Raw genomic sequence first — 20,090 nt, 5'->3', positions numbered from 1 at the left:
GAAACTTCAAGATTGCCGCTGTTGCAGTTGTTCCGCCTCCTTCCTCTTCATCTCCGCCAGCACCCCGCAGGTCAATGGAATGGCGAGGAAGAAGGTCAGCATGTCCGACGCCGCCTGGCACATTTCCACCCCTTTCAGTCCTAAGAAATAAGGAAGAATGAAGATGAGGGGGATGAAGAACAGCCCTTGACGGGCAGAGGAAAGTATCGTAGCGCGTACGGGCTTGCGGATAGTCTGCAGCATCATGTTGCTGACCACAATCCATGCACCCAACGGATAGGTGATGAACTGCCAGCGCAATGCTGCCGCACCGGTAGCTACAACAGCAGGGTCTCCCTTGCGGAAGATGGAGACAATCTCCTCGGCATATCCCATACCTGCCACCGCACAAACCAGCAAAAAGAAAAAGCCTACCTTCACACAGAACCAGAATCCTTGGCGCACTCTGGCATACAGCCCGGCACCATAATTGAATCCGCATACCGGTTGGAAGCCTTGCCCGAAACCAATTAGGAAAGCATTGATAAACATAGAGATACGCGTCACAATGGACATCCCTGCAATAGCTGCGTCACCATATGCACCGGCCGCCACGTTCAGCAAAATGGTTGCCACGCTTGCCAGTCCCTGCCGGGTGAGTGACGGAGTTCCACCCCCAATAATTTCCTTGATGAAAGCCAGTGTAGGCGTAAAGTTTCTGTAACGTATACGTATATTTCCTCCTCTGCGCCCCATATATAGCAAAAGGATGAAACTACATATCTGGCTGACTACTGTGGCAAGTGCGGCACCGGATATGCCCATATCGCATACAAAAATCAGGATAGGGTCGAGCACCACGTTGATGACCGCCCCACTCACAATCCCCACCATGGCATACGCCGCATTACCTTGAAAACGTATTTGGTTATTCAGCACCAATGAGGCGGTCATAAAAGGAGTACCCAGCAGAATGATTCCCAAATAGCGCTCCGTATACGGAAGAATAGTAGGCGTCGACCCCAAAGCAAGGGAAAGCGGTGTAAGGAACAGCAATCCCAGCACAGCCAGAGCCGCTCCGATAAACAAGGCAAAAAAGAAGCCGGTGGATGCCATCTTCTCGGCACTCTCCGTTTCCTGCGCCCCCAACTTACGGGAGATGTAGTTCCCCGAACCATGACCGAAGAAGAATCCCACAGCCTGGATAATGGACATCACAGAAAACACGATACCTACGGCAGCCGTAGACTGGGTATTTATTTTACCCACAAAATAGGTATCTGCCATGTTGTAGAAGGACGTCACCAGCATGCTGATGATGGTCGGCACAGCCAATGACGTAATCAGCCGGGGGACCGGAGTCGTCGTTAAGTGGACATAATTATCCTTTGCAGAATGGTGCATCATAGGGAATGGAATGACAAGACTATTTGCAGCAATTTCTCAATGGAGTACACTGTTACCGGCTCCTTGCCCGGTCGATGGAATACGAAGCTGCCGTCTCCCTTCAAATCTCCGGTTTCGATATAAATCTCCGATTCAACATTCCGGTTTGCCAGAATCCCGTTTCTCTGGAGTGCCTTGCGCACCATGGCATACTTCTGCCCGTGGCCCGCCAAGCGTATCTGGGAGGTATATTCATTGGCTACCCTGAACAGTCCCGTTTCCAAATCAAAGGCAATACCCTTACGGGCAAAGAAGTTGCTCAGGCTGCCGTTCAACGAAAGGTCCTCGGGCGTACCGATAGTTACGCCGTTCACCTTGTCCATCAGCCATATTTTGTCCGCTATCTGCAGGGCCAGTTCCAGGTCGTGAGTAGAAAGGAAAATCGTCTTGTCCGTTTGCCGGCTGAGCTGGTGAAGCAGTTGCATCATCTCTACTTTACTGGGAAAATCAAGGAAAGCTGTCGGTTCATCCAGATAGATGACGGGAGTTTCCTGGGCGAGCGCCTTGGCTATCATCACCTTCTGCCGTTCACCGTCACTCAGCGTATGCACCATGCGGTGTGCCAGATGGGGAATGCCTACCAGGGCGATGGATTTGTCCACCACAGTCTTGTCCTCTTTCGAAAGAGTTCCCCAGAAACCGGTGTAGGGGCTACGCCCCAGACCTATCAGTTCTACGACGGACATATTGCGTATATCGCACTTCTCCGTCAGCACCACACTAATGACGCGCGAAAGCTGCTTGTCGGTATAGTTCCCAATCTCTTTTCCTTCAATAAATATGTTTCCGCCAAGTTTCGGCTGGAAGGCAGACAACGTACGAAGCAGCGTGGACTTCCCCACTCCATTAGCTCCCAACAAGCAAGTCAGCTCACCACTGTTGATTCCGGCGCAAATGCCGTCTGCCACCACTTTCACATCCCCCTTGCCGGGGTAACCGATGGAAAGATTCTCTATATGTATGGTTTCCTTATTCATTCAATTCTCCTTTCCGTTTTCTAAAAAGTACAGAAGCCACTACCGGCGCACCTACCAGTGCCGTCACCGAGTTGACCGGCAAAGCTCCCTCAAAGCCGGGCATACGGGCTATCAGATTGCAGACCAATGCCAGGGAAGCGCCTACCAGCAATGTGGCAGGCATCAACACCCGATGGTCCGAAGAGTGGAAGATGGCACGGCACAGATGGGGAACCGCCAATCCGATAAACATAATCGGACCGCAATAGGCCGTTACAATAGCCACCAGCACACCGGAGCATGAGATAACCAGCAGGCGTGCCCGCTTGATGTTCAGTCCCAGATTGCGTGCATAGCCATCGCCCAGCAGCAACAGATTCATCGTCTTTATCAGCAGGAAGGACAACGGAAGCAGCACAGCCATGATGCAGACAAACAGCACCATCTGGTCGCCCGAAACACGGGCAAAGCTACCCAATCCCCAAATGACATATGCACGTATATCTTCCTCCACACTGAAATATTTCAATACGCCGATGACGGCACTTGCCACATAGCCTATCATCACACCGATTATCAGCAGCGTCACGTTGCCCTTCACCTTCTGGGAGACATAGACAATGAGCGCCATCACAGCCAGCGCACCGATAATGGCGGCAACCGACAAGGCAACCTCGCCCATATACCCCAAACGGCTCAATGCCACACCGCCCATCGCCCCGGACAGCAATACCACACAAGCCACACCCAGGCTGGCACCTGAACTGATGCCCAATACCGAAGGCCCTGCCAGCGGATTGCGGAACACCGTCTGCATCTGCAGACCGCTGACTGACAGCCCTGCTCCCGCCACCAATGCCGTCAACGCTTGGGGCACGCGGGACTTCCAGATAATATTCTGCCAAATAACGGATTCATCCGTATTTCCCCACAATATGTTCCACACGGAGCGCAGAGGAATGTGAACCGACCCCAAAAGCAGGTTCAGCAGGAAAAAAAGAAAGATAGATGCCAGTGTCAGCAACATCAACGGAAGTACGGGTCTTTTTATCATTTCAGCAGTTCGTAGTAAGTCGGTTTATAGTCAGGCAACAAATCGGGATGGAAAGCATGTATCAAGTCTTCCAATACAATTTCGGGCTGCATGGGCATACTTTCGTAGAAGGGTTTCTCACGCATGTTGCAGTATACCACTCCCTTCTCACGAAACGCACGGAAATCGGCATAACGCGGGTCGAGGGACTTCAAGGCATCATACGTGAATGTCCCGTCATAGCTGTTGACAATGCGCCAATAGTCGGCACTCTCCGCCTGGCTATATACGGTTTCAAAATCCAGCGTGACACCTCCCGAACGGGGATCGTCTTTCAAGAAATAATCCGCACCGGCATCACGGAACAGTTCGGCAAGAAAGCTCTTTCCTCCCACTGCATACCAGTTGCCACCCCGTATCTCGCCGCTGAATACCATCGGACGCTTCTTCACGTTGGCAGCCAGCTCCTTCAATTCGTTATAGCGCTTCTCTATCGCAGCAAACTTTTCATTCGCCTCCACTTCCTGGCCTATAAACATGCCGATGAATTTTATCCATTCAGCCTGCCCCAACGGGGTCATCTCCTTATATCCCAAATGGGGAACCAGTGGAATACCGATTTCCCGCATGGCATCATATCCACCCCGCTTGAAAGGAGAGATAAAGATAACATCCGGATTCATGCTCATTATCAATTCATTATCAAAGTTCCCTTCGATACCAATCTTCACGGTCTCGCCGGACTTCAAACGGTCGTTCATCTCCTTGTTGAAGAGATGGCGCGTACTGGTGATGCCCACCACATAATTGCAGGCATCCAGACGGATGAAGTTGGAAAGTTGCAGGGATGTCATACACATGACGTGCTCCACCGGCGTTTCAATCACCGTATAGTCGCTCGGTATGCCGACAGGCTTTATGCCTTTCGGTACCAGCGCATAGTGGAAAGTGCTGCTGCTTTCTTTTTGAGGGTCGTGTATATCCACCAGACGGACATGGTGCGGAAGATATTTCACCGTATAGCCTTTGGCATAGCACGGTACAATGGTAGCTGCCGTGTCTGTCGTAACCGGAGAATAGCCCGTTTCGGAAGAAGATTCGGTAGTAGTCTGTCTTGATTTTAAGCCGCAAGAGGTTACGCATAAAATGCACAGCAGTGCAATGCCTATGGCAGATATCCGGGTCATGACTATTGGGGTTTATAGAATTCGGGCACAATATTCGTCATTTTTGGGGAGATACGCAAATGCTCTTCCTGCAAATTGACGGATATTGTGCCTAAATAATCTTTAAAAGCCCATCAAGTCATTCAGTGCTTCACTCATGCTGGGATGTGTAAAGACAAAATCACGGAGGAAGGTATATTCCTGCCCGGTCTTCATAGCCATTGCCACCAGGTTGATGACCTCACTCGATTCCGGGCCAAACAGCGTACATCCCAAAATCTTGTCCGTATCGGCGTCCACCACCACCTTGAAGAGTCCGTTCGTATCGCCCAAAGTCCTGGCACGCGGAATGGCGACTACCGGCAGCTTGTTGACCTTTATATTCAATCCCTTCTTGCGTGCTTCCGCTTCGCTCAGCCCGATGCGTGAAAGCGGCGGGTCGATGAATACCGAATAGCTCACCGGGTCACGGTCGGACACCTTGCGTTCTCCCGCCCCGAAAAGGTCTTCGCGCAGAATGCGGTAATCATCCAAAGAAATGTAGGTAAACTGCAAACCGCCCTTTACATCACCGATAGCATGTATCTTGGGGTTGGTAGTCTGCAAATAGTCGTCCACCACAATGGCACCGCGCTCATTCACCTCTACACCTGCCGCCGCCAGATTCAAGCCAGCCGTATTCGGACGCCGGCCGGTAGCCAGCAGGATGGCATCTGCGTGTAACTGATGTTCCTCTCCCGTGACCGCATCCCGGTAAATGACGTCAGAGTCTTTCACGGACTGCACGCGTGCATTCAGCCTGAAAACGATTCCTTTCTGTTCCAATACCTCCCGGACACTGTCCGCAATGTCCCGGTCCTCCCGGGATATCAGTTCGGAAGAGCCCTCGAGCACCGTGACTTGCGAACCGAACGAAGCATACATGGAAGCAAATTCCAGTCCGATGTATCCCCCACCTACAATGACGAGCTGTGCCGGCAGCTCAGTCAGTTCCATAATGGAGGTGCTGGTATATACCCGTGGGTTACCTTGTATCCCCTCTATCGGTGGAATGACGGTTTCGGCACCCGTATTGATGAATATCCGGGGAGCTTGCAATTGTAATGTCCCTTCCACCATCCCAACTTCCACCACATCCGGACCTGCAAAGGAGCCGATACCCGTATAGACCGTTATATGAGGATTGTCGGCCAGATTGTGATAATTCTTCTGACGCAGGAAAGAGACGACCTCTTCCTTCCTTGCAATGGACTGACGATAGTATGCCTTCTTGACCTCCCAAGAAGCGTCTTTGTCCGCATGCTTTGCCGCATGCACCAATGTTTTTGTGGGAATGCAACCGATATTGATACATGTCCCTCCGTACATCTTTTCCGAACGCTCCACTACGGCAACGTCCAGCTTCCGTTTTGCCAACTCGGCAGCCAGCGTCTTTCCGCCTTTGCCGAATCCGATGATAATGGCATCATACTGTTTCATACGTCTATTTCCTTAATTGGTTCAATACTCTTTTTGCACTGTCAGACAGTACGACAATGGCACCGGCAAGAATGGCCGTATCCTTGATGACCAAGCGCCCTGCCCCCGTCAGCAACGGAAAGCCGTGCTCCTCGCTTCCCAAGTCGGGCACCCACACCTCAGGGGTTGTCACCAGGAAAGAGAGGGTACCTATTGTCATGACAATGGCCAGTGCAGCTCCCGCCAGTCCGATTTTCGGAGAGAATATCCCCAGAAATGTCAGGATGCCGATGGCCATAATCAGAATGCCCAGACCGTGGGAGAAACCATACGTATTGTTCTCCACGTGCCACTGATGTTTCGCCTCATTGAACTCGCCCTCTTTCAGCTTATACTCCTTGTACTCCGGGGCACTCTTTGTATAAAAGAAGCTCATGAACGGGCTGTTCGCCACAAAAGGGACAATCCCTTCAGCCTCATAATTCCAGAATTTCAACCCACCAATCCATACGAAAATAACCAGGATGGCTACACGAATCAAATTAACACCCAACTTTTGAGTGGAAGCGGCCAGCGTCAACGCAGCCATAAACAAGTTTTGCAATTTCGTTTTCATCTTTGTTCTACTTTTTAAATGGTTTCAGTAATATGACTTGATTTTTGTTTTTGCAAAGTTCCTTGTTTTCCACCACGTACGAAATGGCAATTATTCCGCAACAGTTGGCAATTCTTCCCGTTTCACTCTTTTCCGGTAGTCCGAGACACTCTCGCCGGTCATTTTCTTGAAAAAACGGCTGAACGCGGACAAGTCTTCGAAGCCCAGAATGGAGCTGATTTCCTTAGCGCTTTTGTGGGTATACAGCAGCAATCTCATGGCTTCTGCCTCAATGCGGTCATGAATCACCCGTAAAGGGGAAGGCAACCCGCAGGTCGAGAACAGATTAGAAAGTGTCTTGGGAGAACGGCAAAGAATATCGGCATAATCCTGCACTTGCTTCTTCTCCTTGAAATGCCGGTCCACTAATACGTAATACTGCCGGATGATGTCAAACGTCTTTTCTTTCTCCTGCCCCACCCCAAAACGCTGGCGCGCAATGCGTGTGCAGGTAATGATGAAACGTTTCAAGACAATCCGCAGCATCTCCTCCTGCAGGTTGTCATGGATGACCGATTCCTGCCGGAAAATGCGGACTATGTCATGCAGGTTGGAAGACTGCCCGGCAGAAAGTGCCAGTTTCATCACCTTGGAAGAGCCATAAAAAAGGAATCCATTGCAAGAGACCTCGTTGTCATGTCCATAGATGCAATAAAAATTGCTGTTGAATACAAACGTCAGGTATTCACCGTCCACCTCTTTTACCTCCAGGTGATGCAACGGGGTCAAGGTCACGATTTCATCCTTTTCCAGGCGCATGGGGATATGGTCTATTTCCAGAGTCAGCGTACCGCTCTGTACCCAAATGAATTTATACAGAGTCTTGTCACGTTGCAGCGACGCACGCTCATGGTAGCTGGAAGTCATGGCTATGTTGCCATTCAAGCGGGTGTTCAGTTGATAATCCATAAAAAACAGATTGTTTTAGTAAATAACAAAGATAGCGAATATCTTGTTTGCTACTGATTATTTCCCCACTTTTGTAGCCGTTTTGCTGTTCTTTAATTTTTAACCTTTAATGCTTCATGCAAATGTTCCCCGTCATATTTGTATCTCTCGGTCCCGGCGAGCCGGAACTGATTACCGTAAAAGGCTTGAAAGCCCTGCAGACAGCCGACTGTATATTCTGTCCCGAGACACTGGCCAAAGATGGAAACAGAGTTTCACGCGCAGCCGACATCCTATTGCAACTCGACATTCCGGAAAACACGGTGCACCGCTTTCCACTCCCCATGAGCAAACAGCGCGAAAAAGCCCTGAGCGCCTACGACGAGGTCTATATGGAGAGCTCCACCCTCCGGCAACAAGGAAAGAAGGTCTGTATCGTTGCCGAAGGAGATGCCGGATTCTACTCTTCCATACATTATGTATATGACAAACTGCAGGCAGACGGCATCCCCGTGAAGCACATCCCCGGTATCCCCGCCTTCATTGCCGCCGGCGCACTGGGCGGGCTCCATGTGGCCAGCCAGGAAGAGCGGCTGACGGTGATACCCGGCATTACTACGACAGAAGAGATAGAGAAACTGACAAGCGAAAACAGTGCGGTTGTCATCATGAAGCTGTCCAGATGCACCGATGAGATTCACCGCTGCATCCGCCTGTATCCCGAATACCGGTATCACTATTTTGAGAATGTAGGCACTCCGGAAGAGAAGTATATCAATGACAGCAAGCGGATAGCGACCATCCGCTTCCCCTATTTTTCCCTGCTTATCATTCGTACAGAGACCTTTTGAGCCCGATTTAATACAATTTCGCACGCCATAGGCATTATTTTAATGAAAATGGGTTACCTTTGCGCCGTTGAAATATAAAAAAGATAAGAACATGAAGAAAGTCGTTTTTTATATGATGCTGCTGGTTATGAGCATCGGTTATGCCTATGCACAAGGAAAGGCAGACATCAAATTCGAACAGACCACCCACAACTTCGGCACATTCTCCGAAAACAGTCCTGTGGTCAGCTACACCTTTAAGTTTACGAACGTAGGCGATGCTCCGCTTGTCATCCATCAGGCTGTAGCTTCCTGCGGATGTACCGTTCCCGAATATTCACAAGAACCGATAGCACCGGGAAAGACTGGAACAGTGAAAGTAACTTATAATGGAACCGGAAGATACCCCGGACACTTCAAGAAATCCATTACCCTGCGCACCAATGCCAAAACGGAAATCATGCGATTATTTATCGAAGGGGACATGACCGCTAAAGATGCCAAATAAGCATTTTACCATACAGAATTAAGGAGATTTTTTTAAATCTCCTTTTTTTTTGCTTTCTTTGCCTAAAATGCGAAGATAGGCTGCACCTCAGCAGAATAATAATGAGCTTGCTCATTTTATCCAGCATTCGGTTTGCACTTTCTTTGAAGTCTATTAAAGAAAAACATAAAACTACAAAACCTATGAAACAAGAAGAAGAACCTATTACCGGACTACCGGAAAATGCGTTCCGTGAATTGAAACCGGGAGAAGTGTACAACCCTCTGATGAGCCCGGATAAGAAGTATTCAGAAGTAAATGCCTGGTCGGTGACATGGGGTATTCTGATGGCCATCCTCTTTTCGGCCGCAGCCGCCTATCTGGGGCTGAAGGTGGGACAAGTATTCGAAGCCGCCATCCCCATCGCCATCATTGCCGTCGGCGTATCGGGTGCCGCCAAACGCAAAAACGCATTGGGCGAAAACGTCATTATCCAGTCTATCGGTGCCAGCTCGGGCGTCATCGTGGCAGGTGCCATCTTCACCCTTCCGGCACTCTATATTCTCCAAGAGACCTATCCGAAAGAAATCACCGTCACCTTTGCACAAGTCTTTATCAGTTCCCTGCTGGGAGGTGTGCTGGGTATTCTCTTCCTTATCCCCTTCCGCAAATATTTCGTGAGCGACATGCACGGCAAGTATCCCTTCCCCGAGGCGACAGCCACCACACAAGTGCTCGTCTCCGGTGAAAAGGGCGGCAGCCAGGCAAAACCATTACTCATGGCTGGTATTATCGGAGGTCTATACGACTTCATCGTGGCAACCTTCGGCTGGTGGAACGAGAATTTCACTACCCGCGTATGCGGCTTCGGCGAAATGCTGGCCGAGAAAGCCAAGCTGGTATTCAAGGTTAATACGGGTGCTGCCGTGCTCGGTCTGGGTTATATTGTGGGACTGAAATACGCGTCCATCATCTGTGCCGGCTCACTGGCCGTATGGTGGATTATCATCCCCGGTATGTCCATGATTTGGGGAGATTCCGTACTGAACCAATGGAACCCCGAAATCACGGCAACCATAGGCGCTATGGCTCCGGAAGAAATCTTCAAATACTATGCCAAGAGCATCGGTATCGGTGGCATTGCCATGGCAGGTATCATCGGCATTATCAAGTCTTGGGGCATCATCAAGAGTGCCGTAGGACTGGCTGCCAAGGAAATGGGAGGTAAGTCCAACGTGGAAGCCAGTGTGAAACGCACACAGCGGGACATCTCTATGAAGATTATCGCCATCGGTTCCATCATCACGCTGCTGCTGGTTGTTCTCTTCTTCTACTTCGATGTGATGCAGGGCAACTTGACACATACCATTGTAGCTATCCTGCTTGTTGCAGGTATCGCTTTCCTGTTCACCACCGTGGCAGCCAATGCCATTGCGATTGTGGGCACAAACCCCGTATCCGGAATGACGCTGATGACATTAATCCTGGCATCCGTAGTCATGGTAGCCGTAGGGCTGAAAGGTCCCGAAGGGATGGTTGCGGCACTGGTGATGGGCGGTGTTGTATGTACGGCACTGTCCATGGCGGGAGGCTTCATCACAGACTTGAAAATCGGTTACTGGCTGGGTAGCACGCCTGCCAAGCAGGAGACCTGGAAGTTCCTCGGAACCATCGTTTCTGCCGCTACCGTAGGTGGTGTAATGATTATCCTAAACAAGACATACGGTTTCACCAGCGGACAGCTGGCCGCTCCGCAAGCCAATGCCATGGCGGCCGTTATCGAACCGTTGATGAACGGTGTGGGTGCGCCCTGGCCGCTCTACGGTATCGGTGCAGTGCTGGCCGTCATCCTCAATTTCTGCAAGATTCCCGCACTGGCATTTGCATTGGGTATGTTCATCCCATTGGAACTGAATGTTCCGTTGGTAGTGGGCGGTGCCATCAACTGGTACGTGACCAGCCGCAGCAAGGATGCCGCTCTCAATGCCGAACGCGGGGAGAAAGGTACCCTGCTTGCCTCCGGTTTCATTGCCGGCGGTGCATTGATGGGCGTGGCAAGTGCTGCCATGCGTTTCGGAGGAATCAACCTCGTAAACGATGCATGGTTGCAGAACACCTGGTCCGAAGTGCTGGCGCTGGGTGCTTATGCCATTCTGATATTCTACCTCATCAAAGCTTCCATGAAAACCAAATAACTTTTAAATACCAAGAACATGAAAAAGATTCTACTTTTATCTTTTCTATTTGCAGCGACCATGTTATCTGCACAAAAGCCCGTTGAGCTGCCCCTATGGCCCAACGGTGCCCCCAATAACAACGAACTGACCAATTCCGGACAGAACCATAACAACGAATGGGTGTCCGATGTCACCACCCCTACCCTTACGGTGTACCCTGCCTCCCACCCCAACGGCATGGCCATCATCATGTGTCCGGGAGGCGGCTACGGGGGGCTGGCCATGAAGCACGAGGGACACGACATGGCTCCCTGGTTCAACACACAAGGCATCACCTATGCAGTACTGAAATACCGTATGCCCAACGGGCACCATGAAGTGCCCCTTTCCGATGCCGAACAAGCCATCCGCATGGTACGCGAACATGCCGCCGAATGGGGTGTCAATCCTCAGCGTGTAGGCATCATGGGCGCTTCTGCCGGCGGCCATCTGGCAGCTTCGCTTGCCACACTATACAGCAGTGACAAGACCCGTCCCGACTTCCAGATCTTGTTCTATCCGGTGATTTCCATGCAGAAAGGCGTTACCCATGGAGGTTCCCGTAAGAACCTTATCGGAGAAAATCCATCTCAGGAACTGGAACAAAAATACTCCCTCGAAAGGCAAGTGTCCCCACGCACTCCGCAAGCTTTCATCATGCTTTCTTCGGACGATGACGCAGTGCCGCCCATCAACGGCATCGGTTACTTCCTTGCCCTGCGCGACCATAAAGTACCTGCCAGCCTGCATGCCTACCCCACCGGCGGACATGGCTGGGGATTCCGGGACAACTTCACCTACAAGCGTCAATGGACGGAAGAACTGGAGAAGTGGTTGCGTGAAGGGCTCGTATTCCCGGTCTCTGAACCTACCACAAAGAAATAAAAGCAATTATGAATAAAAAGTATTTTTTACTCACTTGCCTCGCAGCGTTTCCCTTTGGCCTGACTGCTCAGGAGAACAATCGCTACGAAGAGATTACCAACCCCAAGCTGACAAGCATCAACCGGGAGCCTGCCCGCAGCACGTTCACCTCCTACGTCACGGAGGCTGATGCCGTCATCAATGACCGCAAGAACGGAACATTCCGCTTGTCCCTTAACGGGAAATGGAAATTCCATTATGTGGAAACCTTCGCCGACCGCCCCACGGACTTCATGATGGACCGTGTGGACGCCAGCCGCTGGCCGGACATCAATGTACCCGGAAACTGGGAGTTGCAGGGATTCGGTACGCCCATCTATGTGAACCAGCCTTATGAATTCTGTTCTTCGGGCTATCCTCCTTATTGGGACAAGCCCAATCCTCCATACGTTCCCCAAGAATGGAATCCCACCGGCACCTACCGCCGCGAGTTCACTCTTCCGGGAGACTGGGACGATAAGGAAATTTTCCTGAGTGCCGACGGCGTACGCGGGGCAGCCTTCTACTACCTCAACGGCAAGTTTGTAGGCATGAGTAAAGATGCAAAGACTCCGGCGCGTTTCAACGTCAGCGCCATTGCCAAGAAAGGGAAGAATGTCATTGCCATTCAGATACACCGCTTTTCCGATGCCAACTATCTGGAATGCCAGGACTTCTGGCGCATCAGTGGTATCGAACGGGACATTTACTTATATGCCCAGCCTCAAATCCATCTCACGGACTTCAAGGTGGAGTCTCCTTTGGATGAGAACTACCGGAACGGTATCCTCAAGGTAAAGGTGCAGTTTACCAATGAAAGCGGACAAAATTCCCCATTTGTCGTTGGTTACCGCCTGCTGGACAAGAACGACCAGCAGATAGCCCAGTCCTCTACTCAGGTCAGCGGTGACCAAACGGAAGTGGAATTCACCAAGAAGACCATCCAGGAACCCCTGCAATGGACAGCCGAAACGCCCAACCTCTATACCCTCGTCGTCAGCTTGAAGCGCCCGAACGGAGATGTGATTGAAGCGACAAGCTGCAAAGTAGGTTTCCGTACAGTGGAAATCAAGGACAAGCAACTGTTGGTAAACGGACAACCTATCCTCGTGAAAGGCGTGAACTATCACGAACACAACGAGAATACCGGTCACTATGTCTCCGAAGAACTGATGAAGAAAGATTTCGAGCTTTGGAAGAGATACAATGTCAATACCGTCCGCACCTGTCACTATCCCCAGCAGGAACGTTTCTACGAACTCTGTGACGAATATGGTATCTACGTCATCGACGAAGCCAATATAGAAAGCCACGGCATGGGTTACGACCTGCGTGTAGGCGGCACGCTGGGAAACAATCCGCTCTTCATGAATGCCCACCTCGACCGTACCATGAATATGTACGAACGGGACAAGAACCATCCGTCAGTCATCATCTGGTCGCTGGGCAACGAAGCCGGAAACGGATTGAATTTCTACGTTACCTACAACACCTTGAAGACGCTCGACAGTCGTCCCATCCAGTATGAACGCGCACTGTTGGAATGGAATACGGACATCTACTGCCCGATGTACGCTTCCCCTTCCTATCTGGAAAAGTATGCCCGGAACAAGGAGATGACGCGTCCCCTCATTCTTTGCGAGTATGCCCATGCCATGGGCAACAGCCTCGGCAACTTCCAGGACTACTGGGACATCATCGAGAAATATCCTATCCTCCAGGGCGGCTGTATCTGGGACTGGGTAGACCAGGGCTTTGCCGCCAAGACAGACGACGACCGTAAATACTGGACCTATGGCGGCGATTATGGCGAGAACGGCACGCCCTCCGACGGCAATTTCTGCATCAACGGCGTGGTATACCCCGACCGCAGTGTCAAGCCGCAGACAGAAGAGATGGGAAAAGTATACCAGAACATCAAGTTCCTTGATTTCGACAAGCAGACTTCCACCGTGAAAATCCGCAATGATTTCTCCTTCACCAATCTCGACAAGTACGACTTCTACTACATCATCCGCGACCACGGAAAGGAAGTCTACCGTGGCAAGATTGAAAATATCCATGCCGCACCGGGCAAGACGGTAACCACCGGCTTCCTGAACGGCATACCCAAAGAGAAACAGACAACGGGAGATGTGCGTATCGAGTTCTATGCAGCCATCAAGACGGCAGAGCCTTTCCTCCCGGCCGGCACGGTCATCGCACGCGAACAGACCTACGTCCATACTTTCTACAAGAAAGAGGCTACGGCACAGCAGCCCGCCACTTCTAAGGAAGAGGGAAATTTGGTGGCGTTCTCCGGTCCCGACTTCAAAGCCACCTTCGACAAGCAAAGCGGTCTGCTCACCTCCTATTTATACAAGAAGCACGAGTACATACTGAACGGTCAAGGTCCCCGCCCATTCTTCTGGCGTGCACCGACGGACAATGATTATGGAGCCAACCTCCCCGTCCGCCTCAAAGCCTGGAAAGAGGCAAGCTATCAAGAACCAAAAGCCGAAAGTTTCCAAGTGACTCCGGGCAGCAATGCCACGACAATAAAGGTGACCTACCGTTTTCCACAGACAGATGCCCGTTGGGACATCACCTATAAGATATATGCCAGCGGAGTCATCAAGGTAGACAACCGGTTCGTGGCCGAAGGAGACCAAGCTCCGATGATACCGCGTGTGGGCCTGCGGATGCAGTTGCCGGAAAGCTTTACAGACTTGACCTACTACGGTCGCGGTCCGAAAGAGAATTACCGAGACCGCCGTACCTCCCAGTTCATCGGAGAGTACGCCATCCCGGTCAAGGATATGTACGAGCCGTATGTCCGCCCACAGGAGAACAACCATCGCACGGACATCTATTGGTGCGCCCTTACCGATAAGACGCAACGTGGTTTGCTGCTCATCGCCGACCGCACCTTTGAGCTGAACGCCTCCAACTATCCCCTGGAAAGTATGGACAGCGGCGATACGATTGACAACGGCGCTCCGCGTACCGAAAAGACCCATCACCGCCACCTCACCGACCCTCTGCCGGAAAAGATGGTCGATTTGTTCATTGATTACCGCATGATGGGTGTCGGTGGAGACGACAGTTGGGGCGCAACCGCCCATGAGCCCTATCTGATTCGTCCGGGCAAAGAGAACACCATTGAATACGGTTTCTCCCTTGTTCCGTTCGATAAAAAGGAGGATTATAAATATTTAATCCGGCAATATTGAATTTAATCCCTCCGGATTAAGCTTTTATAAAAAGGATGTAGTAAATTTGCTGCATCCTTTTTACGTTCAAGAACAATAATAATCAAAAGAAAGAAAAATGAAAACAATGACTAAATTTATGTTCAGCGCCCTCTGCGCCGCAGCCATGGTAACTTCCGTTTCTGCCCAGGGAGGGAAAGATATGTTGAGCAATGGAATAAAGTATCTGGATGTGCCATACGTAGCCCATACGCTGGAGGCTGATGGTCCCGAAGAACTCGTCATCAACTGCGATGAAGTAGACTGTACCACGCTGGTGGAATATGTACTGGCAGAGACACTCACCCCCAAATTGGCCGACGGAGACATCTCGGAAAGCGCTTTCGCCGATAACCTGCAAAAAATCCGTTACCGTGACGGTAAAATCGACGGGTACACTTCCCGCCTGCATTATATTGCCGACTGGATAAACAATGGCGTACGCAACGGCTTCCTTCAAGATGTAACGGGCGCCATGAGTCCCGACACCGAACGGTTGTCCATCTCCTACATGTCTTCCCACCCCCAACTCTACAAGCAGCTGGCAAATTCTCCGGAGAACATAGCCAAAATGAAGAAGATTGAACAATCCTTGTCCGGCAAGGAAATTCACTATCTTCCCAAAGCCAAACTTCCCGCCGATGGTCTCCCGTGGATTAAAGACGGCGATATCATAGCCATCACCACCAACACTCCGGGGCTGGACGTAGCCCACATGGGAATCGCTTTCTATGCGGATAGCAAACTCCTGCTGGTACACGCTTCCTCTACCGACAAGAAAGTGGTCGTCTCCAAAGTCCCCTTGTCCCAAATGCTGAAAGACAATAATAAGTGGACGGGAATACGGGTGCTGAGGATGAAGAAATAAAATGAAATACTATAATATGGAAAAGGCGATGAAGATTTGATTCTCCATCGCCTTTTCCGTATATAGGATTGTTCGTTCCTATTCCTCCACGACAATATATTCATCAATATTCCGTGTTTCTTTACTGAAGTTCACACCTACTTTCACTAATTTCCTGCCATCCAAGGTATAAGGAATCAGATAACCTTTCTCATCTATTTGCTTCAGAGCTGCGTCGGCCGTACCGTCCAGTTTGAACTCAAAAACATAAATAGCGGTAGGGGTATGAACTACTGCGTCCGCACGGCCGCGGCTGCTGCGAACCTCGGACCGGATGAACTGTCCCAGCAAAGTAAACACTACATGAAAAATAACCTGATAATGACGTTCCGTATCATCACTCAACTCGTACGGAATACCGGAGAAGAATATCTTAAGACGCTCCATAAACGCCTCCACATCCCCACTCTTCAATTCACGCATGAATTTAGCGATGTGGAAACCAGTCTCATCATCAGTAACTTTAGTATAAAAAGGAACCAGAAAATTCAGAAAGCCGTAACGAACCTCATCATTTGGAAAGCCTAAAGTGTATAGCTTCACATCATCATCATACCCTTTTATGGTCAAATAACCACTTTGATAAATCATCGGAAGAGGATTATTTGTTTCCGCACGATATTCAGAGAAAGCGGAAGCCAGCACTTCCACTCCATCTATCAATAGACGTATATCGTAATCACTCTGCTTCAGCAAGTCAACCAAGTAAGTAGGTGTGCCGGTCTGAAACCAATAATATCCCATCTCTTCTGCATCAAAAGCATTCAATACACTGAACGGATTGAACATTCCTACACCTTCCGGATGAAAATGATAACCATCATATTGACGTTCCATCAAATCAATCACTTCTTGTAAAGATATCCCTCTTCGTTTAGCCAGTCTCTCAAGTTCCGGCAGAAAGGTTTTCACCAACTCCTCTTTGGTAATACCACACAAAGCAGCGTAAGGAGACTTCATGCTGATATCATTCAGCTGGTTCAAGTCACTGAATACACTTACTTGCGCAAACTTGGTCACTCCGGTCAGGAAAACAAAACGAAGATAACGGTCAGCGCTCTTCAAGACACCGTAGAACGCTTTCAATATTTTCCGATACTCATCCAGCAAGTTCTCGTCCAAGACCGCCTGAAGCAATGGCTTGTCATACTCATCAATCAGCACAACCACCTGCTTTCCCGTCAGCGTGCATGCCCGCTCTATCACGTAAGCAAAACGCTCCTCCGGACTACGGTCTTCCTTCTCCTGACCATAGAGCAGCTCCCATTTCTCCAGATATTGATTAAGCATAGCCGTCAGGTCAGCAGCAGTTTCATATTTCCGGGCATTCAAGTCAAGATGTAGAACAGGATACTGTTCCCACTTCGTTTCCAACTGTTCGATGGCCAAGCCCTGAAACAAGTCTTTGCGTCCTTGAAAGTAAGCTTCGAAAGTGGAAATGAGCAGACTCTTGCCAAACCGACGGGGACGGCTTAGGAAATAAGGAGTAGAAGTAGATGCTATTTGATAAATCATAGCAGTTTTATCTACATAAAGAAAACCGCCTTCACGTAGTTTATCAAAAGTCTGTATGCCTATCGGCAGCTTACGTATCTGTTCCATGTTATTATTATAACCTGATTGGTGTATGACAAAGGTACGATTTATATTTCAAAAATAAGACGAAAGGCGATGGAGATTTTAGTCTCCATCGCCTTTCATTATTTTACTAATCATCATTTCAGCATTACTCACGTAGACTGGTGCAATCCGAAATACTTCTTCATAAAACAGATATAAAGAAAACAAAGCAAAAGAATTATACCTGCCAAATACCAATAACTGTAACCTAAACACATTATATATCCTACGATGATGATTGCCTGCACTGCCATGTAAATAGAAGAAACCATTATATGGGGAATCTTCAGCTCATTCGCCATAATCTGATACAGATGCTTGCGATGCGGTAGCCCGATATTCTCATGAAGCATCAGGCGGTGAATGATAGTCAATACACTGTCTACCCCATAAACGGACAAAAGAACTATCCAGCTGAAATCACCCGTTCCAATGATAAGTCTTCCTATCAAAAAAAGAAGGATGAAGGCAATGCTCACCGAACCCACATCACCGGCAAAGCATTTGGCACGCTTGCGGAAATTGAAGAAGCAGAAGACTAGAACGGAACAGATAACGGTATAGATGAAATCCGCTTCTACAAAAGTAACCACCTCCTTATTGATATAGGCCAACGCAGCAAGAATAACCAGAGAATAACCTCCCGTTATCCCATTAATCCCATCCATAAAATTGTAGGCATTGATGATGCCCGTACAGACTATCAAGGCTATGACTATCCACCACCAGGACAAGGAGAACAGCCCCCACTGATAAAACATCATAGCCATAGCAGAGAAATGAAAAAACAGTCTTGTCATCTGTCCGGTGGATTTTATATCGTCCACGAAGCTGATGAACGTCACCAGTGTCAAGGCAAGCAGGAACCAGGGATATTCAAAGCCACTCGTCAGGAAATAGGCAAACGCCCCGAAATAGAAAATAATCCCACCACCGCGTAAAGTCACTTTCGTATGGGAACTCCGCTCATTGGGCTTGTCGATGATATTGCACTTATCAGCTATTCTAAAATAAAAAAGTTCTGCTAAAAACAGCAGAACCAAGACCATCCAATAATACATCATCCGTTTTTGATTATCCAGTAAAACCAAAGCTAAATACATGTAAATCCCAAAGATACAATACCCAGCCCTATCAATATGACATCTAAATATACATTCATTCTATCTTGAAGTTTTCCAATACACGGGTCGGCTTCCATCCCAATTCACGCATCGCCTTTTCGTTACTGAAAGTAAGCGATTCTGTGATTTTCTTCAGTTTCAAAGAATTGATAGGCGCTTTCTTTCCTAAGCAATCTCCTACCAAAGCCATACATTTAGCTGCCCAATAAGGTATTGAGAATGGTATTTTTTTATTCAGCTGTTTGCAAATAACCGCTTCCAACTCTCTGAAAGAAGGATGGTAACTATCACATACATTATAGACACCTCCTTTTTCTGCCAACAAAGGAACCAGACTTGCTATATCCTGTACCATCAACACACTCTTCCGCGCACGACTTCCGGCAATACCTAAATATCTTCCATTGCGTATGCCTTGAATCATCGCTCCTAAATTTCCCGGAGGATTACACCCAGCAATTAAGGAAGGACGAATAATACCCAAAATAACGTTGTGTTTGTAGCACCATTTATGCAAAAACTCTTCGGCCAGACGTTTGCTCATGGCATACGGAGTTTTCCCACCCAAAGGATACTCTTCTGTTATCTCTTCTCCATACTCGCAACCATATACGGCTACTGTAGAAATAAAGATAAAAGCTCGGGGAACCCCTCTTCTTTCCAATGCTGCACAAAGATTCTTTGTACCTTGCAGATTTACATCAAAAAAAGCTTGTTTCTCTGCTTTCGTCTTGGGTGTCACATGTGCTTTTCCAGCTGCATGAAGAACGATATCATACCGTTCACGCAGCTCCGGTATCTCCTGTGCCATGTTCACGGTATAGTCATCCTGTGGCAACAGACCTACAGTAGTAACCTCATATATAGCTTCCAAAAGAGGATGCACGTTGTTACCCAAGAACCCGGAGGCCCCTGTAAATAAAAGTTTCATGAAAATTAAATAGAAAAAATTAACTCAAAAGAAAAGTAATATCAAAATGCTGTTCCGGAGTCATAACAAAATTCCTTCCCCATGTCAACTAATAACAACAAATCAATGTCGCTATCCGAACGTACATCACCACGTGCCTCGCTCCCATAAAGAATAACCTTCAAATCAAGAAAGTTACGATGTAATGTAAGCACTCAATTTAGGGCATCCCCCTTCGAAAGGGCACTTTTCAGTGCCCTAAACCGAGTTTTGTTAATTAAT

Annotated in this window: 16 protein-coding genes and 1 pseudogene; 6 read left to right on the top strand and 11 right to left on the bottom strand. The window is 49.1% G+C overall.

Going from position 1 to position 20,090, the window contains the following annotated elements; translation table 11 throughout:
- Window positions 1–6 precede the first annotated feature (6 nt).
- The 7 genes from ACESTD_RS16580 to ACESTD_RS16550 form a co-directional block, all read right to left on the bottom strand.
- Complete coding sequence (locus ACESTD_RS16580) at window positions 7–1,386, bottom strand: MATE family efflux transporter (protein ID WP_005829402.1); 1,380 nt, start codon at window positions 1,384–1,386, stop codon at window positions 7–9.
- Window positions 1,383–2,402: an ABC transporter ATP-binding protein gene (locus ACESTD_RS16575; RefSeq protein WP_098032408.1), complete on the bottom strand. Its 1,020-nt coding sequence runs from the start codon at window positions 2,400–2,402 to the stop codon at window positions 1,383–1,385. Before ACESTD_RS16575 ends, ACESTD_RS16580 begins: the two co-directional genes overlap by 4 nt.
- Window positions 2,395–3,432 carry an iron ABC transporter permease gene (locus ACESTD_RS16570; protein WP_034529853.1) on the bottom strand — a complete coding sequence of 346 codons (1,038 nt, stop codon included), beginning with the start codon at window positions 3,430–3,432 and terminating at the stop codon, window positions 2,395–2,397. Before ACESTD_RS16570 ends, ACESTD_RS16575 begins: the two co-directional genes overlap by 8 nt.
- On the bottom strand, window positions 3,432–4,601 hold the full coding sequence (locus ACESTD_RS16565) for an ABC transporter substrate-binding protein (RefSeq protein ID WP_098032407.1): 1,170 nt from the start codon (window positions 4,599–4,601) through the stop codon (window positions 3,432–3,434). Before ACESTD_RS16565 ends, ACESTD_RS16570 begins: the two co-directional genes overlap by 1 nt.
- 102 nt (window positions 4,602–4,703) lie before the next feature.
- Complete coding sequence (locus ACESTD_RS16560; protein ID WP_098032406.1) at window positions 4,704–6,059, bottom strand: FAD-dependent oxidoreductase; 1,356 nt, start codon at window positions 6,057–6,059, stop codon at window positions 4,704–4,706.
- Window positions 6,060–6,063: 4 nt separating this feature from the next.
- Window positions 6,064–6,654 (bottom strand): DUF417 family protein, encoded by a 591-nt coding sequence (locus ACESTD_RS16555; protein WP_005836652.1) that lies wholly within the window; start codon window positions 6,652–6,654, stop codon window positions 6,064–6,066.
- A 90-nt stretch (window positions 6,655–6,744) separates the two neighbouring features.
- A complete protein-coding gene (locus ACESTD_RS16550; RefSeq protein ID WP_005836651.1) occupies window positions 6,745–7,602 on the bottom strand; it encodes a helix-turn-helix domain-containing protein in 858 nt (285 codons plus the stop codon).
- Between the two features lie 122 nt (window positions 7,603–7,724).
- On the opposite strand from ACESTD_RS16550, the gene ACESTD_RS16545 reads away from it, so the two are divergent.
- The 6 genes from ACESTD_RS16545 to ACESTD_RS16520 all read left to right on the top strand — a co-directional run bounded on the left by ACESTD_RS16545 (window position 7,725) and on the right by ACESTD_RS16520 (window position 16,115).
- Window positions 7,725–8,432 carry a precorrin-2 C(20)-methyltransferase gene (locus ACESTD_RS16545; protein ID WP_005836650.1) on the top strand — a complete coding sequence of 236 codons (708 nt, stop codon included), beginning with the start codon at window positions 7,725–7,727 and terminating at the stop codon, window positions 8,430–8,432.
- Window positions 8,433–8,523: 91 nt separating this feature from the next.
- Complete coding sequence (locus ACESTD_RS16540) at window positions 8,524–8,919, top strand: DUF1573 domain-containing protein (RefSeq protein ID WP_005836647.1); 396 nt, start codon at window positions 8,524–8,526, stop codon at window positions 8,917–8,919.
- Window positions 8,920–9,101: 182 nt separating this feature from the next.
- Window positions 9,102–11,093 (top strand): OPT family oligopeptide transporter, encoded by a 1,992-nt coding sequence (locus ACESTD_RS16535; RefSeq protein WP_087332506.1) that lies wholly within the window; start codon window positions 9,102–9,104, stop codon window positions 11,091–11,093.
- A gap of 18 nt (window positions 11,094–11,111) precedes the next feature.
- Complete coding sequence (locus ACESTD_RS16530; protein ID WP_005836645.1) at window positions 11,112–11,999, top strand: alpha/beta hydrolase; 888 nt, start codon at window positions 11,112–11,114, stop codon at window positions 11,997–11,999.
- A gap of 8 nt (window positions 12,000–12,007) precedes the next feature.
- Window positions 12,008–15,229, top strand: coding sequence for a glycoside hydrolase family 2 TIM barrel-domain containing protein (locus ACESTD_RS16525; protein ID WP_373158886.1), 3,222 nt, complete (start codon window positions 12,008–12,010; stop codon window positions 15,227–15,229).
- Window positions 15,230–15,326: 97 nt separating this feature from the next.
- Window positions 15,327–16,115 (top strand): N-acetylmuramoyl-L-alanine amidase-like domain-containing protein, encoded by a 789-nt coding sequence (locus tag ACESTD_RS16520; protein WP_035457982.1) that lies wholly within the window; start codon window positions 15,327–15,329, stop codon window positions 16,113–16,115.
- A 78-nt stretch (window positions 16,116–16,193) separates the two neighbouring features.
- On the opposite strand, the gene ACESTD_RS16515 is transcribed toward ACESTD_RS16520, so the two are convergent.
- The 4 genes and pseudogenes from ACESTD_RS16515 to ACESTD_RS16500 form a co-directional block, all read right to left on the bottom strand.
- Window positions 16,194–17,756: an ATP-binding protein gene (locus ACESTD_RS16515; RefSeq protein WP_347075193.1), complete on the bottom strand. Its 1,563-nt coding sequence runs from the start codon at window positions 17,754–17,756 to the stop codon at window positions 16,194–16,196.
- Between the two features lie 128 nt (window positions 17,757–17,884).
- Window positions 17,885–18,835 carry a glycosyltransferase family 4 protein gene (locus ACESTD_RS16510; RefSeq protein ID WP_117887255.1) on the bottom strand — a complete coding sequence of 317 codons (951 nt, stop codon included), beginning with the start codon at window positions 18,833–18,835 and terminating at the stop codon, window positions 17,885–17,887.
- A 97-nt stretch (window positions 18,836–18,932) separates the two neighbouring features.
- Entirely contained in the window at window positions 18,933–19,829 is an 897-nt protein-coding gene (locus ACESTD_RS16505; protein ID WP_008663388.1) for an NAD(P)-dependent oxidoreductase, read from the bottom strand.
- 83 nt (window positions 19,830–19,912) lie between these two features.
- Window positions 19,913–20,023 (bottom strand): annotated as a pseudogene (locus ACESTD_RS16500) (nucleotidyltransferase domain-containing protein); the annotation flags it as partial.
- Window positions 20,024–20,090 lie beyond the last annotated feature (67 nt).

Origin of the sequence: Bacteroides sp. AR20 (genome assembly GCF_964250605.1) — a bacterium.
Taxonomy (GTDB): Bacteria; Bacteroidota; Bacteroidia; order Bacteroidales; family Bacteroidaceae; genus Bacteroides; species Bacteroides uniformis.
The sequence above is the reverse complement of the archived record's forward strand: the minus strand, read 5'-3'. Positions and strand labels throughout refer to the sequence as shown.

What these genes read in the sequence shown, in the direction of transcription:
- ACESTD_RS16580 (WP_005829402.1), bottom strand. Translation starts at nt 1,386, where the DNA reads ATGATGCACCATTCTGCAAAGGATAATTATGTCCACTTAACGACGACT.
- ACESTD_RS16575 (WP_098032408.1), bottom strand. Translation starts at nt 2,402, where the DNA reads ATGAATAAGGAAACCATACATATAGAGAATCTTTCCATCGGTTACCCC.
- ACESTD_RS16565 (WP_098032407.1), bottom strand. Translation starts at nt 4,601, where the DNA reads ATGACCCGGATATCTGCCATAGGCATTGCACTGCTGTGCATTTTATGC.
- ACESTD_RS16560 (WP_098032406.1), bottom strand. Translation starts at nt 6,059, where the DNA reads ATGAAACAGTATGATGCCATTATCATCGGATTCGGCAAAGGCGGAAAG.
- ACESTD_RS16555 (WP_005836652.1), bottom strand. Translation starts at nt 6,654, where the DNA reads ATGAAAACGAAATTGCAAAACTTGTTTATGGCTGCGTTGACGCTGGCC.
- ACESTD_RS16550 (WP_005836651.1), bottom strand. Translation starts at nt 7,602, where the DNA reads ATGGATTATCAACTGAACACCCGCTTGAATGGCAACATAGCCATGACT.
- ACESTD_RS16545 (WP_005836650.1), top strand. Translation starts at nt 7,725, where the DNA reads ATGTTCCCCGTCATATTTGTATCTCTCGGTCCCGGCGAGCCGGAACTG.
- ACESTD_RS16540 (WP_005836647.1), top strand. Translation starts at nt 8,524, where the DNA reads ATGAAGAAAGTCGTTTTTTATATGATGCTGCTGGTTATGAGCATCGGT.
- ACESTD_RS16535 (WP_087332506.1), top strand. Translation starts at nt 9,102, where the DNA reads ATGAAACAAGAAGAAGAACCTATTACCGGACTACCGGAAAATGCGTTC.
- ACESTD_RS16530 (WP_005836645.1), top strand. Translation starts at nt 11,112, where the DNA reads ATGAAAAAGATTCTACTTTTATCTTTTCTATTTGCAGCGACCATGTTA.
- ACESTD_RS16525 (WP_373158886.1), top strand. Translation starts at nt 12,008, where the DNA reads ATGAATAAAAAGTATTTTTTACTCACTTGCCTCGCAGCGTTTCCCTTT.
- ACESTD_RS16520 (WP_035457982.1), top strand. Translation starts at nt 15,327, where the DNA reads ATGAAAACAATGACTAAATTTATGTTCAGCGCCCTCTGCGCCGCAGCC.
- ACESTD_RS16515 (WP_347075193.1), bottom strand. Translation starts at nt 17,756, where the DNA reads ATGGAACAGATACGTAAGCTGCCGATAGGCATACAGACTTTTGATAAA.
- ACESTD_RS16510 (WP_117887255.1), bottom strand. Translation starts at nt 18,835, where the DNA reads ATGTATTATTGGATGGTCTTGGTTCTGCTGTTTTTAGCAGAACTTTTT.
- ACESTD_RS16505 (WP_008663388.1), bottom strand. Translation starts at nt 19,829, where the DNA reads ATGAAACTTTTATTTACAGGGGCCTCCGGGTTCTTGGGTAACAACGTG.